Here is an 18,046-nt window from a genome sequence, read left to right on the forward strand (position 1 = left end):
AAATGACAGTACAAAGCGAATACCAACTTGAAAACGAACTGATTGGCCAGCTGCAGCAATTAAGTTATGCCTCAGTCACGCTCAAGGACGAACGCCAGCTACTGTCTAACCTGAAAACTCAAATTGAACGCGCTAATGGACTTGCACCACTGTCTGAAACTGAATGGAAACAGGTCATCAGCTTTTTGAATACCGGAACGGTATTTGAACGGGCCAAGAATTTGCGTGATCTGTTCCCGGTCAAATTTGATGACGGTTCAAGTAAGCACATCTTTTTCCTGTCAGATGACCCCAGCAAAAACATCTATCAGGTGACCAATCAAATCACCATTGATCACCGCGACTATAATGGCAGAACCAGCCGTTTTGATGTGACTCTGTTGGTCAATGGTCTGCCACTGGTTCAGATCGAGCTGAAAAAGCGTGGCATGGAAATTGCCGAAGCCTTTAACCAAACGCAACGCTATATTCGTGAAGCGTATTGGGCTGGGCAAGGGCTATTTGGCTTTATCCAGCTGTTTGTGATCAGTAATGGTGCCAATACCCGTTATTATTCTAACGGCACCACAGGCATCGAGTTTGCCTTTCCATGGGCGGATGTCAATAACAAACACATCAATGAAATTGTCGACTTTGCCGAAGCTTTTCTCAATCAGCAGCATCTGACCCAAATGCTGACCCAATACATGGTGCTGCTAGAAACCACGAAAAGCCTGATGGTGCTACGTCCCTATCAGATTTATGCAGTGCAGAAAATCGTGCAGCATGTGCAAAACTCCGATCAGAACGGCTATATCTGGCATACCACCGGTTCAGGCAAAACCCTGACCTCGTTTAAAGCCAGCCAGATCATCATGCAAATGCCGGACGTGGAAAAAGTCCTGTTTGTGGTGGACAGGAACGACCTGGACACGCAAACCTCACGCGAATTTAATGCCTTTAAAGCCGAAAGTGTCGACAGCACCGATAGCACGCATACTTTGGTCAAGCAGCTGGATCAACGCCATGACAAACTGATTGTCACCACCATCCAGAAGCTAAACCGGGCCATCAGCACGGATCGCTATCTGGAATACATTGATTATCTCAAAGACCAGAAAGTGGTGTTTATCTTTGATGAATGTCACCGCAGCCAGTTTGGTGAGACCCATCAGAATATCAAGAAGTTCTTCAGCAATGCGCAGATGTTTGGTTTTACCGGAACGCCGATTTTTGAGGAAAACAGTCAGTCTAAAGCCGGCCTCAAACTCACCACGGATTATCTGTTTAATCAGTGTCTGCACCAGTATGTGATTGTCGATGCGATCCGGGATCGTAACGTGTTGCAGTTCCAGATTGATTACCGGGGTAAATACACGGCCAAGGGCATGCAGCACAACCTCGACTATGACGATGATGTCGAAGGCATTGATACCCGGGAGCTCTACGACAATCCACAGCGCCTGGAAATGATTGCGCGCTATATTGTCGATACGCATCCGACCAAAACTCGCAATGGTGAATTTACCGCGATGTTCTGTGTCAGTTCGGTCGATACCCTGACCCAGTACTATGAAGTGTTTGAAAAGGTTCAGGCCGAGAAACAGCAACAGGATGAAGAGCAGGGCCGACTGTTCAAACCGCTGACGATTGCGACGATTTTCTCCTATGCCGCCAATGAAGCAGTCCCAGTAGATGAGCAAAACGGGCTGATCCATGAAGAAGCAGCCGATATTCCCAGCCAGATCAATCCGTCCAGTCGCGACAAGCTGGACCGTTATATCGCCAAGTACAACCAGCAGTTTAAGACCAACTACAATTCTGGCGACCAGTTCTATGCCTATTACCGCGACATTGCCGATCGGGTCAAAAAGAAACAGATTGATATCCTGCTTGTGGTGAATATGTTTCTGACCGGTTTTGATTCCAAGCCCTTAAATACCCTGTATGTCGACAAGAACCTGAAATACCATGGCCTGATTCAGGCCTTCTCGCGAACCAACCGCGTCTTTAACGACAAAAAACCTTTCGGCAACATCATCTGTTTCCGTAACCTGAAACGCGCTACTGATGAAGCACTGGCATTATTTTCCAATAAAGAAGCGCAAAAAGTGGTACTGGTGCCAAGTTATGAAGAAATTCAGCAGGACTATGAAGTGGCAGTACAGAAGCTACTAAATATTACCCCTGATTATCAAAGTGTCGACGAACTCATCACTGAAGATCAGCAGCTGGCGTTCATTAAAGCCTTTCGAGAAGTGATGCGTTACAACGCCCAGCTGCAAACCTTTATTGAATATGATCAGGACCAGACTGCACTGGATAAACAGCATTTTGCCAACTTTGCGTCCAAGTATGCCGATCTATGTCGTGATGTACGCAAGACCACTAAAAAAGAAAAAGTATCGGTACTGGACGATGTCGATTTTCAGCTGGACTTACTGCACAGTGACCGGATCAATGTTGGTTATATCATCAACCTGCTACAACTGGCTGTGAATAGTGATGATGAAGACAAACGTAAGAAGTATGAAGCTCAGGTCTATGACCTGATTGGCAATGAAATCACCCTGTATGACAAGCAGGCGCTGATCCAGAAGTTTATTGAAGAAAACCTGCCCAAGATGATCAATGGCCAGAGCGTACAAACGGCCTTTGCTCAGTTCTGGGATGCTGAAAAAGAACAGGCCTATCAGTACCTCTGTACAGAAGAAAACCTGAAACCAGAAGCAATGAAGCAAGTTCTGGAACATTACGAGTTCACCAAACGTTTACCACGTAAGGAAGAATTGAAAGACTTGCTGAACTTTAAAGTGAAGCTGTTTGAACGGGAAAATGTGTTGAGTAATCTGCTGGTCAAGACCCGAAAGCTGATTGAAAAGTTTTATGTGGGGTTTTAACAGCAGCCTGTGAAGTGATCCAATAATCTAGAGCTAGAAGAGACTATTCATTTTGAAACTGCTTCAAATGATTTTGGACTTCTCATATCAGGTTACATCTGAAAAACACATATATTTTATATTGCGAATATGCGTATATTCATATATAAAGCTATGATTCATTGATAAGAGTAAAGCTCATGGATCAAATGCCAAAAGTCCAAATTTATCATAATCCAGCCTGTGGTACCTCACGCAATACGCTGGCTTTAATTCGCAATGCGGGAATTGAGCCTGAAGTGATCGAATATCTAGTTACGCCTCCTTCTCGTGATGAGCTGATTCAACTGATTTCTGATGCAGGTTTATCGGTAAGAGATGCGCTCCGTAAAAATGTCGATCCCTATACCGAGCTGAATCTAGATGATGCCGGCTGGAGCGATGAGAAACTGCTTGATGCCATGCTGCAACATCCGATCCTGATCAACCGCCCGTTGGTGGTTACCGAGCTTGGAACCCGATTATGCCGCCCATCGGAAGTGGTACTGGATATTCTGCCTTCGCCACAATTAAAAGCCTTTGCCAAAGAAGACGGTGAAATCATCGTGGATCAACAGGGCAATCGGGTAAAATAAAGTGTCCCCCCTACGAAAAAGCTTCAACTTGATTGGAGCTTTTTTATCTGAAAAACACATGGACGATGATCCATATCATTTACATACTGAATGAAATAGGTTCTTGAAGGATAAAGGAATTGGATCATCAGCAGGCAGTTTCCCCGTATCAGGTTTTGACAGAGAGTACCATTTTTCAAATCTTACACAGGCTACCGACTGGAAACTGTTGCGCAGGTCAATGGTTCAAAAATCTGCCGATGAGTGCATCGACCTGATCTCATCCCCCTAAAACCAGGAGCTTTAAATGGAAAGCATAATCGCGATTTTTGCCTGGCTGAATGATGTGCTGCTTAAAATGACCTGGCTCTCGGAAGGCGTGCGCTGGCTGGTCGAAAATGTCTTCGGTTTATCGGTGGTGACCCGGCTCGGTGGCAGTATTCACTTCTTTATTTATGATGTTTTTAAGATCTTTATTCTGCTCTCAGTCCTGATCTATAGCCTGTCGTATATCCAGAGTTATTTTCCGCCTGAACGCACCCGGCAGATTCTGGGACGCATGACCGGGATCAAAGCCAATATCATGGGGGCCTTGCTCGGCACCATTACCCCATTTTGTTCCTGTTCTTCCATTCCGCTGTTTATCGGTTTTACCCGTGCCGGACTGCCTGTGGGGGTGACCTTTTCCTTTCTGATTTCATCTCCCTTAGTCGATCTGGCTTCGATTATTTTATTGGCCAGTATTTTTAACTGGAAAATTGCCATGATCTATGTGGTTCTTGGTCTGATTTTGGCAGTTATTGGTGGATCACTCATCAGCTTTTTCAAAATGGAAAAGTATGTCGCTAAATTTGTTACGCAAAATAGTACAGCTCAGGGTGATGAAGATTTTAAAATGTCTGCGAAAGAGTGCCGGGAATTTGCCTGGGAACAGGTGGTGGAAATCTTTAGCAAGGTCTGGATGTATGTGTTGATTGGCGTAGGGATTGGCGCGGCAATTCATAACTGGATTCCTGAACAGTGGATTACCGCCTTGCTTGGTCAGGATCACTGGTATTCCGTACTGATTGCTACAATCATAGGCATACCGATGTATGCAGATATTTTTGGCACTTTGCCGATTGCAGAAGCTTTGGTGGTGAAAGGTGTGGGGTTGGGGACGGTATTGGCCTTTATGATGGCGGTAACAGCACTTTCCCTGCCATCCCTGATCCTGTTAAAACAGGTGGTGAAAACCCGCTTATTGAGCCTGTTTATAGGGATCGTTTTTGTGGGAATCTTGATTATTGGCTATAGCCTGAATACTTTGGGTGACTGGTTTTTATAAAATGTATGGAGAATAAAAGATGAAAATTAAAGTTTTGGGTACAGGCTGCCGTAAATGTAAGGCCCTGTTGGCTGCAACTGAAGAAGCAGTGAAAAGCACCGGTGTCAAAGCGGACATTGAGTATGTCACGGATATGATGCAGATTGCCGAAACCGGACTGTTAAGCACACCGGGTCTGATGATTGACAGTAAAATCGTATCGAGTGGTAAAATTCTGGAAGCTCAGGCTATCGCGGAACTGATCGAGAAAAATAAATAACTTCAAAATTAAAGTTGTAGCGAAGAAAACCAGTGGTTCAAGTCGCTGGTTTTTCTATATTGGAAGAAGAGGGAAACTGTTAAATCCAGCGCTTTCTGGCTGTGATATCCTGATCCAGATATAATTTTTCACTTGTACTATTTACTATATATATGGATATGTATATATTTGCATAATAGAAGGGGAGCAGCTATGGACCACGTTCAGTTTTTTAAATGTTTATCTGATGAAACACGTCTCAGTATTGTCCTGCTGATTGCGGAAAATAAAGAGCAATGCGTCTGTGATCTGACCGATAAACTGCAGTTAAGCCAACCAAAAATTTCACGGCATTTGGCCTTGTTGCGGTCTTGCGGTCTGCTCAACGATCGTCGGCAAAGCCAGTGGGTGTACTACAGCCTCAATCCGCAATTACCGGCCTGGTGCTTTGAAATTCTGGACGTACTGAAACGTAGTGACGTTCCGGTTTTATTTGATTCTTCCGCTCTATCGATTCAGAGCCATTGCGAGTAAGTTTTCATGAAATTTTTGTTTTTATGCACGGGGAACAGTTGCCGCAGCATTCTATCTGAAGTGTTGTTCAATAGCCGTGCGCCAGAAGGCTGGGTCGCTTACAGTGCTGGCAGCAAACCTTCCGGTCAGGTGCATCCCTTGACGCTTGAAACCCTGCACAATCTGGGCTTGTCGACTAAAGGCTTATCCAGCAAGACGATTGATGCCTGTGAACAGTATCAGCCAGACGTGGTGATTACCGTCTGTGATGCGGCTGCACAGGAAGCGTGTCCTCTTTATCTTGGCGGAGCGATCAAGGCGCACTGGGGCCTGTCTGATCCGTCACATTTAGAGGTGGATAAAGAAGAAAAAATGCAAGCCTTTATGAACACTGTTGAACATATCAATCGTCGCCTGGATACTTTGTTTAAACTTAACGTAGATGAACTTTCTCGCTCACAATTGATTGCAGCGATTAATCAAATTTCGAATGTTGAGTAAGTCACATGTCTGAAAAACGCATGTCCTTTTTAGATCGCAACCTGACGCTGTGGATTTTTATTGCCATGGCGTTAGGCATCGCAATAGGAAACTTTTTTCCTCAAGCATCGGTTGCTCTGGATCAATTCAGTATTAATTCAGTCAATATTCCAATCGCGATTGGTCTGATTCTGATGATGTATCCACCCCTGGCAAAAGTGGATTATGCGACCTTGCCACAAGTGTTTAAGGATAAAAAAACCCTGACGCTATCTTTAATTCAAAACTGGTTGATTGCTCCGGTACTGATGTTTGCGTTGGCTGTGATTTTTTTGCATAGCTATCCAGAGTATATGACAGGCGTGATCCTGATTGGTTTAGCTCGATGTATCGCCATGGTACTGGTGTGGAATGGTCTGGCCTGTGGTGATAACCAATATGTTGCAGCATTGGTGGCGTTTAACAGTATTTTCCAGATTTTATTCTTCAGTACCTACGCCTGGTTATTCCTGACCTTCCTTCCGCCATATTTTGGTATTGAAGCTCAAGTGATCAATGTTAGCTTCTGGACCATTACCCATGCTGTTCTGATTTATCTTGGAATTCCGTTCTTATTGGGTTTCTTAACGCGCTTAATTTTGGTGAAACAAAAAGGCGTGGAATGGTATCAAACCAGGTTCATTCCAAAAATCAGCCCGCTGAGTTTAATGGCTTTGCTGTTTACGATTTTGGCCATGTTTAGCTTAAAAGGGGGTGATGTTGTGAGTCTTCCACTGGAAGTTTTACGCATCGCGATTCCTTTAATCATTTACTTTGTGGCCATGTTCTTTATTAGCTTCTTTATGAGTAAATGGATGGGCAATGATTATCCAAAAACTGCTGCAATCTCATTTACTGCGGCTGGAAATAATTTTGAATTATCACTTGCAGTCGCCATTGCAACTTTTGGTATTGCTTCGCCGGTTGCTTTTACCACGATTATTGGGCCATTGGTTGAAGTACCTGTGTTAATTGCTTTAGTGAGTGTTTCACTGTGGCTAAGAAAGAAATATTTTAAAGAGGCTTGATATGATGAACCTGCCTAACGTAGATCCAAATCTTATTGAACAACCCACCTTTGAAAAAGTCCAAGCCAAAGAACTAGCTCATCCTCCTCGGATTTTACTGCTCTATGGGTCTAATCGGGAACGTTCTTACAGTCGCCTTGCAGTTCTTGAAGCTGGTCGAATCCTTGAATATTTTGGGGCAGAAGTAAAAATCTTTCATCCTAAAGGGCTTCCTTTACCTGAAGATGCGGATACTGAGCATCCAAAAGTAAAAGAGTTGCATGAACTTTTAGCATGGTCAGAAGGCATGGTGTGGTGTTCACCGGAACGACATGGTTCTATGAGTTCCATCTTTAAATCCCAGATTGACTGGATTCCACTGGCAGGGGGCGCAATTCGTGCCACTCAAGGAAAAACCCTTGCCTTGATGCAAGTCAGTGGGGGATCACAGTCCTTTAACAGTCTGAACCAGATGCGTGTTTTGGGGCGTTGGATGCGGATGATCACGATTCCAAATCAGTCTTCAATTCCAAAAGCATTCCTGGAATTTGAAGAAGATGGACGAATGAAGCCATCAGCATTCTATGACCGGATTGTGGATGTGATGGAAGAACTGTATAAATTTACCTTGCTGACTCGTGGTCAAAGCAAATACCTGACAGATCGTTATTCAGAACGCAAGGAATCGGCTGAAGAGCTTTCCAAACGGGTAAATCAGCGCAGTTTGTAAGACTGAATTTGCTTGATCAGGCTGTCCGGTCAATCAGAGAAATCAGCAGAAACCCGCTGAAAAAGCGGGATGCTGCATCAAGAACGACAGAAAAATGCAAGGGGAAAAGGCTTTGGACATAAAACAGATCGAAACAGATGTGATCATCATCGGTGCTGGACAGGCCGGTTTGTCCACGGCTTATTTCTTAAAGCGCAAGAATATTCCGTTTATCATCCTGGATGATCAGCCTCAGCCTGGAGGTGCCTGGCAGCATGCCTGGGAGTCCTTGCGTCTTTTCTCCCCCAATAGCTGGAGTTCGCTGTCGGGCTGGATGATGCCGGCGACCGAACAGACCTATCCGACCCGCAATGAGGTGATCGATTATTTGACCGCCTATGAGCAGCGCTATCACTTTCCTGTAGTTCGTCCGGTGCATGTGGAGCGCGTGGAAAACAAAGGGACATATTTAGAGGTCTATGCCGGGGAACAATCCTGGAAAGCCAAAGCGGTGGTAAGCGCTACAGGGACATGGAGCCAACCATTTATTCCCGAGTATGCAGGTCGTGAGCATTTTCAGGGTATACAACTTCATTCAGCAGATTATAAAAATGCTGAGTTATTTAAAAACAAGAAAGTCATGATCGTGGGTAGTGGCAACTCCGGTGCGCAAATCCTGGCCGAGGTTTCCCAGGTAGCTGAAACGCTTTGGATCACCCAGACACCGCCGCAATTTCTGGCAGATGATGTCGATGGCCGTGTCCTGTTCTTAAGGGCGACCGAGCGTTTGAAAGCCCAGCAGCAAGGTAGAAAGATCGAGCAGCCCATTGGTGGTCTGGGCGATATTGTCATGATTGATTCAGTCAAAGAGGCACGTGAGCGAGGCGTTTTACAGAGCAAGCGTCCATTTTCGGCTTTTACCGAACATGGCGTGATGTGGGAAGATGGCAGCACCGCGCAAGTGGATGCAGTGATCTGGTGTACCGGATTTAAGGCGGCGCTGAATCATCTTAGCAGCCTCGGGATTATCCAGCAGGACCAGACCATCGCAGTGAAGGATGGCCGCTCGGTTCAGCTGCCGAATTTATGGCTGGTCGGTTATGGGGAATGGACCGGTGCTGCTTCGGCGACGCTGGTCGGAGTTTCCCGGACATCCAGGGCAGTGGCCGATGAAATCGCTGCGTTTTTAGATTGAAATGACTTGATCCTGCTTCAAACGAAAAAATTGAGTGAATAGCATCTGCCTGCAACAAGTATCATATCCTATGGTCTGATGCTCGCGATGATCTGGCTACCTTTTAATCAGGTAACTTATGCCCACAATGCGGGCAGAAGAAATACTTGTTTTTTTCCTGCTCGAGTTGTTCTTTCTTGCGCTCATGAATAAGCTCTAACAGGATATCCTGCATTTGCTCTGTGCTCAGCCCGACTTCTTTACGTAAAGTTTCAATTTTTTCTTGATCTTCAATCAAGTCAATTTCTGCGTCATCAAGCAGTTCACGAAATCTTAATTCCAGCTTGTGTTTGCGTTGTCTCAGCTCATTGGCCAGGCCATTGGCCAGAATACCCGCAGGAAGTGCTGCCAGACCTACCCCTAAAATGGTAATGACCCCAACCTTGGCAAGAGTCACCGACATAAAATACACTAAATAACATAATTGGTATTTTAATAAACTCTATATATAACAGTTGTATAGAGTTTTTATTTTGTGTGGTGTAATTTAAGGTAGGGTGGGGTACTTTGATTTTTGGTCACTAATTTATTGTGATAATCAACAATAATAACCAACATACACATGCTTAATCTAAAGGTGTTTTACTGACTGGTATAATTTTATAATGAGAGGGGTGTTGCCTGGGGCTACGGTTTCTGTTTTGCCTTTTGGCGTAAGACGTACAAATATAAGCTTTCTACTTTTTCACGTGCCCATGGTGTGGTACGCAAGAATCGCAATGATGATTTAACACTTGGGTCTATGCAAAAACATCTAATTTCAATTTTACGACTTAAACCTTCAAAGCCACCGTAGTAATCCAATAATTCATCCAAAATGTCAGCAAGTTTTTTGCCGTGTAAAGGGTCATTGGAGGTGTTCATAATAGATCAATCGTATTTTGGGTGGCCATTATTATAACCTGGGCTAGTTGGAAAACTAGAGAGTTGGAATGTAAGTAATGATGGACTGAATAGCCACCAAAATTCTGGAGCACACCCAGCCATCGGGTGATGCATCATATATATGACTTGGTAATCCCATGTGCTGTGTAGGAAAGTTTTTTCTTAATGGGTCACCTTTTAATGGAAGTAGGTAAGAGGAAAGCTCTAAACCTTTACGGATCGCTTCAGCACTGTATTCAAAGGCAATTAATGGTCGACCTGTGATTGCTGTTGAGGAGACCAGTGTACCCTAAAGCCAATATTCACCCCATTCATTGTAGTAAACATTAAGTTTTTTGAGCATGGATTTATTTCCTTTTGATACGTTGGCGAGCCGTATTGCTCTCATAGCGAAGAATATCATCTACACTGTTTAAATGAGGTTTGAAGAGTTCCTCTAATTCTTGTAATCGGCCTAGGACCATGGCAACGTGTACTAAATTTTCAAATGAAACATTTCGACCTGCTTCCAGATTGGATACTGTATTCACACCAATACCAGCACGTGCAGCAACATCTGCCTGAGTCATTTCCAGATAAAGTCGTTCTTTACGAAGCCTCTCACATAATAATCCAACAACTTCTTCAGGTTTTCTGAATTTTAAATCCATAATATTGGGTCTTATGTCCATATATGTCTATTAAACCACAAAATAATGGAGTTATAAAATAAACCAGTTGATCGGTAAGAAGGTGCTTTATTGGCCTGATTAGATCCTATTAGTAGATTAAAGAAATCTAATTAGACATTTACAATCTAATGGAATCTAATACAATCTATGGTAATAAATAAATCATTGCCGAGTGAACCGTACCGGGTTTGTCGGAGATGTGGCATTTCTAGACCAACGTTACGCAAGTGGTGGAAACGATATTCTGAGCAAGGTATTGATGGATTAAGTAGCCAGAGTAGACGTCCCTTAAAATCGCCAAATACTAAAATCAATGCTGAGCTAGAAGCCTTAATATTAGAAATGCGCTCAGCTAGAAATTTTGGTGCTCGACGTTTGCAAACAGAATTGATGAGGCTGCACGGAGTCTCGTTGTCCTTAGCGACTATCCATAAAGTACTATCCACCCATCAAGTCAAACCGATTAAAAAATTCCGTCGTAAAGCAGATTTCATTCGTTATGAACGCCCATTATCAGGCGATAGAATTCAAATGGATACCTGTAAACTGGGTCCAGGACTATATCAGTACACATCTATCGATGACTGCACACGATATCGCGTTTTAAGGATATATAAACGCCGAACAGCAGCGAATACTCTCGACTTTTTAGACTGCGTAATTGAAGAAATGCCTTTTCCCATACAGCGAATACAGACCGATCGTGGGCGGGAATTCTTTGCTGAAAAAGTACAGAAAAAAATGATGCAGCATGGAATCAAATTTAGGCCAAATAAACCAGGTTCACCTCATCTGAATGGCAAGGTAGAGCATTCGCAAAAAACTGATAAATCTGAGTTCTACGCTACTGTAGATATCGATTCTGAGGATATCCAAGACAAGCTAGCCGAATGGCAGCATTACTATAACTGGATGAGACCACATTCAGCGTTGAAAGGTAAAACACCGATGGAGAGGTACTTTGAATTATGTGAAGAAACTCCTTTCTCAGATGAAGTCCAGAAGCAATACAACCCCTCAAATGAACGGATTCAACATGCCAATTACAAGACGGATCTAGAGATCGCTAAATTGAAATGATCTCTATGAATCACACATAGAAACAATGCTAAAACTTTTGACCCCATTTGGTTTAAAATTAACTGTTGTGAAGAAATGATCACTTTCTATCAGGATATTTTCGATCTCAATGAACTGTTTAACTTCTCGAATTTGATTGTCTTTATTCACAATATTCCTATTGAGTGAGTCGAATCTGTGCTCAGGTTGAGCAGTTCGGCTACTGTTCTGAAATGACAGCTTTGTCCGTTATAATTGTATAAACATTTTTAGTGTCTGGTAATTATGTCCTCATTGATCAATTTTCTATCTCGCTTTAGTACTGCAACTATTCAGCGCAGCCTTAGCTATGCTAAACACATTGATAGGGAAACGATTGAGTTCTTTGAGGAAAAAGACGGTGTCACGATGTATGCCCAAATTGAAGGGACAGATTATTATGATACTGCGATTACCTATAATCCCCAAAAAGACCGTTTAATTGATGACGACTGCACTTGTCCGGTTGGATATAACTGTAAACATGCTGCGGCTTTAGCGCGGTTATTCTTTCAGGAATATCGCCAGGAATTTCAGCAGCGTTATGCTGACTCTCAATCCCCACAGGGAATCGCAAAACGCAAACAGGGGTATGATCAGGCGCAACGCTGGTTGAATGATTTTAAACGGTATTTACAACAGACTGAACCTGAGCAGCCTGCCAAAACAAACACATGTTTAATTTACCTGTTAAATCAGTCTGTCAGCTCAAAGAAATTGACCCTTGTGGTGCAGAAGGCCAGACGCAATAAAAATGGCTCGATTGCCGGTGAAAGTGATTATACGCACTATGAAAATATCACCAGAAAGCATCTGACTTTACCGGAACAAAAACGACAATTATTTAACCAGATTTATTATTACGCCAAAATAAACAGCGACGAGCGTTTTTATCAAAGCAATCTTGATATCTCCGGAATTTCATTGGAGCACTTTAAATCTTTTATTCAAAGTGGCGATGTGTACTGGCAAAAAAAGAGCTATGCTGCACTTCAATGGTCAGAACAAGGCTATCACATCGAATTGATCTGGGAACAAGGTGTCAACAAACAGACGGAGCATTTAAACATTGAATTGGTCAATGGCGATATTCGACTCGATTTAAAATCAAATCCACATATCCAGATTCTCGCGAGCCAGCCACCATGTTATGTGGATATTCAACAGAACACGGTGGGCCAGTTATATGGTGAATATACGGCAAATCTGCTCTACCATTTTTTACAGATGCCTGATCTTCCAGCTACGCTCTTGCCAGAGTTTGAGCAACTGACTCATCAATATTCAGACGTGAAAAATCTGCCTCAGCCCGAGTCTATTCAGCATGTTGAGGTCCTTGAGGGTAGCCCCCAGCCAATTTTACGCTTTGGTGTTTTAGATAAATTTGATTGGAAATTAGAGGAGTCTGTTTGTGCTGAAATTGAATTCTCCTATGCAGGTGGGCGAATAAAAGCAGGTACATCAGGTGACAGTTTTATTGGTGAGCAGCATGGCAAAATGGTGCGACAGCTTCGGGATTTTGTTCAGGAACAACAGGCAATCCAGCGTTTACAATTGTTGGTCGAATCACTGGAGTGGGTGAAAGATCTTAGCTATTACCAGCAATTAAAACTGGATAAACAACGTCTCGATTCTATGGTTTTTGCTTTCTATGGAGACTGGATCAAGCAGCTGATGCCCATCAATCAAATTGAATTGATGGGATGGCAGATAGAGCATCTGGAACACAGCCCATTTAAGCTGCAATATGTTGAAAATTTAAATATTTCCATCACTGAATCTGAAAGCCAGCAGGACTGGTTCGATATCGGGGCGACGGTTCAGGACAGTGCAGGCAATTGTTATGATTTGCTCGATGCAATCGTAGCTTTGGTGCAAAAAAATCCTGATTTACTTGATCCACGGACTTTTAGTTATCTGAATGACAGCCAAATTTTCACCCTGAAAACTGCAGTGGATCAACCTGATTTGGCTCTATCCGCCAGGGACATTAAGCCGGTATTGTTGCATCTGCAGAGCATTTTACAGCAAGAAGAGCGCAGTATCGATCGCTATGATGCGAGTCAACTATTAGAATTACAGCATAATCTTGGGATGACATGGCAGGTCAGTGACCAGCTGCAGCAATTTGTACAGAAATTCAAACAAGGCTATCAGCAACAACTGCCGACACCACAAGGTTTTCAGGGGGAATTGCGCCCATATCAGCAGCAGGGCTTAGGCTGGTTACAGTTTTTAAGGGAAACCCAGCATGGCGGGGTTCTGGCAGATGATATGGGCTTGGGCAAAACAGCACAAACTTTAGCGCATTTACTCATGGAAAAGCAGGCTGGTCATTTGCAGGACAGCCCCGCCTTAATTGTTGCACCCACATCGCTGATGCATAACTGGTTCAAAGAAGCGGAAAAATTTACACCTGAGCTCAAGGTACTGCTGCTACAGGGCCCCGACCGCCATCAGTATTTTGAGCAGATTTCACAATATGACATTGTGTTAACCACCTATCCGCTCTTGGCGAGAGATGAAGAGCAACTGAAGCAATATGAATATCATCAACTCATTTTGGATGAAGCGCAGAATATCAAAAATCCGCGTGCCAAAGCTGCACAGGTGGTACGGCAATTAAAAGCACGACATCGCCTATGTCTAACCGGTACACCTATGGAAAATCATTTGGGTGAGCTGTGGGCACTATTTTATTTTCTGATGCCAGGATTTTTATATTCACAAGAAATCTTTAATAAAAAATACCGCTATCCGATTGAAAAACGCGGTGATCAGCAGTTAAGGCAAAAGTTGGTAAACCGCATTAAACCCTTTATTTTACGTCGCTTGAAAACTGACGTTGCCAAAGAATTGCCAGAAAAAACCACGATTGAAGTCAATATTGATATGAATGAACAGCAATCCAAGCTATACGAGGCTGTTCGTGCCACGATGCAAGCCAGCATTCAGAAAATTGTGGCAGAAAAAGGCTTTAAACGTAGTCAAATTCAAATTTTAGATGCCTTACTGAAGCTACGTCAGGTGTGCTGCCATCCTAGCTTACTAAAGCTGGATTCAGTGAAAACCGGGCAGGCACACTCTGCCAAACTTGAACAGTTGATGGATATGGTCGTTCCAATGGTGGAAGAGGGGCGAAAAATTCTGATCTTCTCTCAGTTTACCTCAATGTTGGAACTGATTGAGCAGCAGCTCCATCACGCAGAAATTGGCTATGTGAAACTGACTGGAAAGACCAAGAAACGGGATGAAGCTATTACTACATTCCAGTCTGGACAAGTGCCGGTATTTTTAATCAGTCTGAAAGCAGGAGGGGTCGGTCTGAATTTAACCGCCGCAGATACAGTCATTCACTATGATCCATGGTGGAACCCTGCTGCTGAAGATCAAGCTTCAGATCGTGCATGGCGGATTGGACAGGACAAGCCGGTATTTGTGTATAAGCTGATTACCAATAAAAGCATAGAAGAAAAAATTCTTGCCTTACAGCAAAATAAAGCAGAACTGGCACACTCTATTCTAAGTACAGATCATGAGGGCGAAGCGAAACTGACGGAAAATGACGTGATGAACTTGTTTGAGAAATTTTAGTTTGGTTTCAGATTACCCTAATCATTTGTAAGTATCTGAAAGTGCGGATGCAATTTTTTCCAATGTTGTCTTAATTTTTCTTTATGAGCAGGAATCATAGGTAAGTCTAGTAATAGCACTGGCCATACTGACCGTGCTTTGTCCATGATCGCGTGAAGTTGTTTTTCAATAACACGCCATGGAACACCGACTTTTTCAGCCCATTCTTCAAAGTGTTTCATCTCAGCTAAATACCAATCTTTATTTTTGGCAAGATTTAATGCGAAATGACGCTCATTTTCAATATATACACTGGTCATTAATATATCGTATGCGGGAGATAATCTGGGTGCACTTTTATCATGATAAATCATACTCCAGTTTTTTAAGTGCGCATCTCCATTGGCGAGTAAAATATTGACGAGTAAACGGCTGGCAAATTGCTGAATATCAATAATTTTGTTATCTGAAAATTGATAAATGATCTTTCCTATCTGCTCATAATTTGTGGTGCTGTATTTCTGATGTGGATATGCGCCGAAGATCTGAGCAAAATCTTCGATGTGAATAAGCTCTGTAGTATCAGCAGTACTCTGTCTATCAAATCTTTTGATTGCGAAAGCATATTGCTCTTGGGGTAAATTTAATGGTGGAAGGTCTTGTAAAAGGGCCATATCCACCAAGCGAATCTCAGGGACATCTATTCCGACCGTTTTGGCAAGGGTCATCATAGAATATTCATTTAGCGGAACAAAAGCATGTCTGGAAGAAGGAGTTTTGATAATCCAGTCCCCGAGTAGAGTCGTTTCCGTTGCCTGTGCTAGTGTAAAACGCCCATCTTTGGCTTTCATGGAAAACTTCATTTGGACGCCGGCCAAGGAAAACTTATTATCTGTTCGAATCTCTTGCTTTAAAATTTGATCTGGATTCGAGATCTGCAGTTTGAATTTTATTTCATCTGGAATTTCTTCTGGATCTAATGGAGTCGCAATGAGTGCTCCAGGTAAATCATGACCTAAATCTGCCAATAACTGAAATTCATTGTCTATATGTACTTTGAGGCTTTGTGCAATCAGTTCACGTAATGCCCCTTCTGGTAGCAAGTTTGATAGCAAGGGGTGTAAGCGCTGATGTGTAACATAGGTCTTTTCTAAAATTTTATCTGCTTGAGGATACAAGGGGGAAGTCAGCAGGCTCAAGGTCGGACGTTGCTGATCAAAGCGGAAAGAATCTGTAAAAACCAGAATATTTTTTCCGCTCTGAAATCCTGCCAAGTATCCAACGACAGCGTGATGTAATGTTAATTTCAGGACGGCAACAGTATTCATGGTTCCTCTCCTCCGAGAAGACCCTTCCATGGGTTAGTCATTAAGTCATCCTGATCTTCAATAGTGACTTTAATTTCATCATTCAATAATTGTCTAATCAAATGAACCTTATCATCAGGGATGAGCATCAGTTGAGCATTTAATCCTGCCGCGATAATTTCTAAGGTCTCTAATCGAGGGTTACCCTGACTTTCCAGCTTTTGGTATTGCTGTCTTGAAATGCCTGTACGGGATTGCATATCAACTTGCTTTAAGCCCAATTGGGTTCGTCTTTTTTTGATTTGCTGAAGTAAAGACTTATTCATTGTAGATACATTTATTGCTTTTAGGTCATATAAGAAACATATTAGTTTCTTTTTTTTTGAAAAGCAATTTATGAATTTATCATTTCGATCTGTAAAATAGCCCTACTTGTATGAGAAATGGGTGTTCAAGTTGTTGTTGATTTTGCATTGTTGGACGTAAATATCAAATGATAGAGCCTGTAAATAATTTCATTCATCATCTTCCGAAAATATTGCTTCAATTTCATCCCATTGGGGCAAGTTAAATTTTTTTTTATTCACTTCGAATTGTAAACCCACGCCATCAAGCACACGTTCAAATATGTCAAATGAACCTGTAAAACGGCCATTCTCTATCTCTGAAATTGTTGTTTTATTGACTTTAGTTTTTTCTGCAAGACTTTTCTGTGTATAGCCCAATCCTTTTCTTGCCAAACGTATTTTTTTACCTATTTCACCTCTTGTAGCCATTTTTGCTCCCGAAACTTTGTTAGCCATATAGCAAACTTTTAACTAATTATGGTGAATGTTCGCTATATAGCAAACTTTTTATAATGGTTCTTGAATAGCTATTGAATTTATAAGGAGGATTTGCCTCGCATCAGGTTAATAAAATCCAATATATAGCAGCAGTTCGCAATTAATTGACGGAATTAGGCCAGACATATACATCTTGAGAAGAAGAGGGGATTCTTATACCTCGCATTTGAATTATTGGAGAGGACTATCACTTTCAAATTTTTCTGTAATACTTTGCTTATCTTAAAGTTTAGCCCGAAGACCTTCCACCAATTGTAAAACAGAGGCCAATCCCTGAGGGTTCTGAATCTGTTCTATTGGAATACCACTCAACAATTTATTGGGTGATTTTATAAAATGCTGCATCCAGGCTGTATCCCCACCTGTCAGAGCATCTAGTGATGTGGTAATACGGATTAAAGTGAGGGCGATTTCTCCCTGTTTTGAAGTGGGATCTAATTCAAGAGAGGTTAAATTTTTCACTGAATCTATATTCAGTATTAAGGCTAGTTGATCGTGTGCAAGACCAAGTCGTTCAGCAGCAGCTAAAACTGCCTTAGCTAATATCATTTTCTGTTTTGCAGTTTTTTCTGATGTTGTACGCATGACCGATCCCTGTTTCAGACGCTGCTAATTCATAGAGTTTATACTATTTAATTATCGTTGATC

16 protein-coding genes and 3 pseudogenes are annotated in these 18,046 nt (G+C 42.5%); 11 read left to right on the forward strand and 8 right to left on the reverse strand.

Going from position 1 to position 18,046, the window contains the following annotated elements; all coding sequences use genetic code 11:
- The first annotated feature begins 2 nt into the window (after positions 1-2).
- From FTU87_RS12185 to FTU87_RS12225, 9 genes are all read left to right on the forward strand, one after another.
- On the forward strand, positions 3-2,879 hold the full coding sequence (locus tag FTU87_RS12185; RefSeq protein ID WP_159516668.1) for a type I restriction endonuclease subunit R: 2,877 nt from the start codon (positions 3-5) through the stop codon (positions 2,877-2,879).
- Between the two features lie 179 nt (positions 2,880-3,058).
- Positions 3,059-3,493 (forward strand): arsenate reductase (glutaredoxin), encoded by a 435-nt coding sequence (gene arsC, locus FTU87_RS12190; RefSeq protein ID WP_005093706.1) that lies wholly within the window; start codon positions 3,059-3,061, stop codon positions 3,491-3,493.
- A 286-nt stretch (positions 3,494-3,779) separates the two neighbouring features.
- Positions 3,780-4,799, forward strand: coding sequence for a permease (locus FTU87_RS12195; RefSeq protein WP_180072818.1), 1,020 nt, complete (start codon positions 3,780-3,782; stop codon positions 4,797-4,799).
- 19 nt (positions 4,800-4,818) lie between these two features.
- A complete protein-coding gene (locus tag FTU87_RS12200) occupies positions 4,819-5,058 on the forward strand; it encodes a thioredoxin family protein (protein ID WP_005093701.1) in 240 nt (79 codons plus the stop codon).
- A 192-nt stretch (positions 5,059-5,250) separates the two neighbouring features.
- Positions 5,251-5,571 carry a metalloregulator ArsR/SmtB family transcription factor gene (locus FTU87_RS12205; RefSeq protein ID WP_005093699.1) on the forward strand — a complete coding sequence of 107 codons (321 nt, stop codon included), beginning with the start codon at positions 5,251-5,253 and terminating at the stop codon, positions 5,569-5,571.
- Positions 5,572-5,577: 6 nt separating this feature from the next.
- Positions 5,578-6,051: an arsenate reductase ArsC gene (locus FTU87_RS12210; protein WP_074382687.1), complete on the forward strand. Its 474-nt coding sequence runs from the start codon at positions 5,578-5,580 to the stop codon at positions 6,049-6,051.
- Between the two features lie 5 nt (positions 6,052-6,056).
- On the forward strand, positions 6,057-7,097 hold the full coding sequence (gene arsB / locus FTU87_RS12215) for an ACR3 family arsenite efflux transporter (RefSeq protein WP_005093695.1): 1,041 nt from the start codon (positions 6,057-6,059) through the stop codon (positions 7,095-7,097).
- Between the two features lie 4 nt (positions 7,098-7,101).
- Entirely contained in the window at positions 7,102-7,806 is a 705-nt protein-coding gene (arsH, locus tag FTU87_RS12220) for an arsenical resistance protein ArsH (protein ID WP_035337425.1), read from the forward strand.
- A 94-nt stretch (positions 7,807-7,900) separates the two neighbouring features.
- Positions 7,901-8,980, forward strand: a complete 1,080-nt coding sequence (locus FTU87_RS12225) for an ArsO family NAD(P)H-dependent flavin-containing monooxygenase (protein ID WP_005093691.1) — start codon at positions 7,901-7,903, stop codon at positions 8,978-8,980.
- Between the two features lie 103 nt (positions 8,981-9,083).
- Here the strand turns inward: FTU87_RS12225 and FTU87_RS12230 are convergent.
- The 4 genes and pseudogenes from FTU87_RS12230 to FTU87_RS12245 all read right to left on the reverse strand — a co-directional run.
- Positions 9,084-9,395: pseudogene (locus FTU87_RS12230) on the reverse strand (ion transporter); the annotation flags it as partial.
- 251 nt (positions 9,396-9,646) lie between these two features.
- Positions 9,647-9,883: a VF530 family DNA-binding protein gene (locus FTU87_RS12235; RefSeq protein WP_002058193.1), complete on the reverse strand. Its 237-nt coding sequence runs from the start codon at positions 9,881-9,883 to the stop codon at positions 9,647-9,649.
- A 115-nt stretch (positions 9,884-9,998) separates the two neighbouring features.
- Positions 9,999-10,187 (reverse strand): annotated as a pseudogene (locus FTU87_RS12240) (type II toxin-antitoxin system HipA family toxin); the annotation flags it as partial.
- A 64-nt stretch (positions 10,188-10,251) separates the two neighbouring features.
- A complete protein-coding gene (locus FTU87_RS12245; protein ID WP_159138966.1) occupies positions 10,252-10,554 on the reverse strand; it encodes a helix-turn-helix domain-containing protein in 303 nt (100 codons plus the stop codon).
- Positions 10,555-10,761: 207 nt separating this feature from the next.
- On the opposite strand from FTU87_RS12245, the pseudogene FTU87_RS12250 reads away from it, so the two are divergent.
- Both FTU87_RS12250 and FTU87_RS12255 read left to right on the forward strand, forming a co-directional pair.
- Positions 10,762-11,655: pseudogene (locus FTU87_RS12250) on the forward strand (IS481 family transposase); the annotation flags it as partial.
- Between the two features lie 264 nt (positions 11,656-11,919).
- On the forward strand, positions 11,920-15,267 hold the full coding sequence (locus FTU87_RS12255; protein WP_180072816.1) for a DEAD/DEAH box helicase: 3,348 nt from the start codon (positions 11,920-11,922) through the stop codon (positions 15,265-15,267).
- A 17-nt stretch (positions 15,268-15,284) separates the two neighbouring features.
- Here the strand turns inward: FTU87_RS12255 and FTU87_RS12260 are convergent, their stop codons facing one another.
- The 4 genes from FTU87_RS12260 to FTU87_RS12275 form a co-directional block, all read right to left on the reverse strand.
- Positions 15,285-16,574 (reverse strand): type II toxin-antitoxin system HipA family toxin, encoded by a 1,290-nt coding sequence (locus tag FTU87_RS12260; protein WP_180075631.1) that lies wholly within the window; start codon positions 16,572-16,574, stop codon positions 15,285-15,287.
- On the reverse strand, positions 16,571-16,879 hold the full coding sequence (locus FTU87_RS12265) for a helix-turn-helix transcriptional regulator (RefSeq protein ID WP_004282130.1): 309 nt from the start codon (positions 16,877-16,879) through the stop codon (positions 16,571-16,573). The genes FTU87_RS12260 and FTU87_RS12265 overlap by 4 nt, the downstream gene beginning before the upstream one ends.
- 189 nt (positions 16,880-17,068) lie before the next feature.
- Positions 17,069-17,329 carry a helix-turn-helix domain-containing protein gene (locus FTU87_RS12270; protein WP_180097521.1) on the reverse strand — a complete coding sequence of 87 codons (261 nt, stop codon included), beginning with the start codon at positions 17,327-17,329 and terminating at the stop codon, positions 17,069-17,071.
- A gap of 291 nt (positions 17,330-17,620) precedes the next feature.
- Positions 17,621-17,983: an MbcA/ParS/Xre antitoxin family protein gene (locus FTU87_RS12275; protein ID WP_159138971.1), complete on the reverse strand. Its 363-nt coding sequence runs from the start codon at positions 17,981-17,983 to the stop codon at positions 17,621-17,623.
- Positions 17,984-18,046 lie beyond the last annotated feature (63 nt).

The organism is Acinetobacter sp. YH12156 (genome assembly GCF_013418235.1).
GTDB lineage: Bacteria > Pseudomonadota > Gammaproteobacteria > Pseudomonadales > Moraxellaceae > Acinetobacter > Acinetobacter pseudolwoffii.